The organism is Dyella choica (genome assembly GCF_003977665.1).
Lineage (GTDB): Bacteria > Pseudomonadota > Gammaproteobacteria > Xanthomonadales > Rhodanobacteraceae > Dyella_B > Dyella_B choica.
On sequence record NZ_RYYV01000059.1, the window covers coordinates 1 to 751 of the forward strand.

A 751-nucleotide genomic window follows, 5' to 3' on the forward strand; every position below is an offset into this window, starting at 1 on the left:
GTATCGCAGCGGCGACCGGGTGCGCTGGCTGGCAGACGGACGGCTGGAGTATCTGGGCCGCACCGATGAACAGGTGAAAATCCGCGGCTATCGCATTGAACTGGGCGAAATCGAAGCCGGCTTGCTGCGTGATCCGCAGGTCGCGCAGGCGACGGTGATCGTGCGTGAGGACATGCCGGGCAACCAGCAACTCGTCGGCTATGTCGTGCTGGGCGGGGAAGTCCAAACAGGAAGCGCGGCGACCGAGGCGCTGCGTCAAGCGCTGGCCAAATCCCTGCCCGAGTACATGCTGCCCGCCGCCATCGTAGCGCTTGATGCGCTGCCCTTGATGCCCAACGGCAAACTCGACCGCAAGGCGCTTCCCGCGCCGGTCTTCACGGCACCCGGCATACGCGCGCCACGCAACGAGAAAGAAGAAGCTCTCTGCGCACTGTTTGCCGAAGTGCTCGGGCTGGAGCGCGTAGGCATCGACGACAACTTCTTCAAGCTGGGCGGCCACTCGCTGCTGGCCACGCGCCTGGTCAGCCGCATACGTACCGCTTTACAGGTGGAACTGCCGATTCGCGCCTTGTTTGAAGCGCCCAGCGTGGCGCAACTGAGCGGACAGCTGTCCGCCGGGGAGGCGGTACGCACGGCCTTGCGCCCGGTGGCGAGAACGGGGCACATACCGCTGTCCTTCGCGCAACAGCGGCTGTGGTTCCTGCAGCAATTTGCCGAAGCCGACAGCGCCTACAACCTGCCGCTGGCCTTG

At 65.2% G+C, this 751-nt stretch carries 1 protein-coding gene; it reads left to right on the top strand.

The window, feature by feature from the left end:
• Nucleotides 1–751 (top strand): phosphopantetheine-binding protein (locus tag EKH80_RS23640; protein WP_230473910.1); only part of this gene is annotated, 751 nt, incomplete at both ends.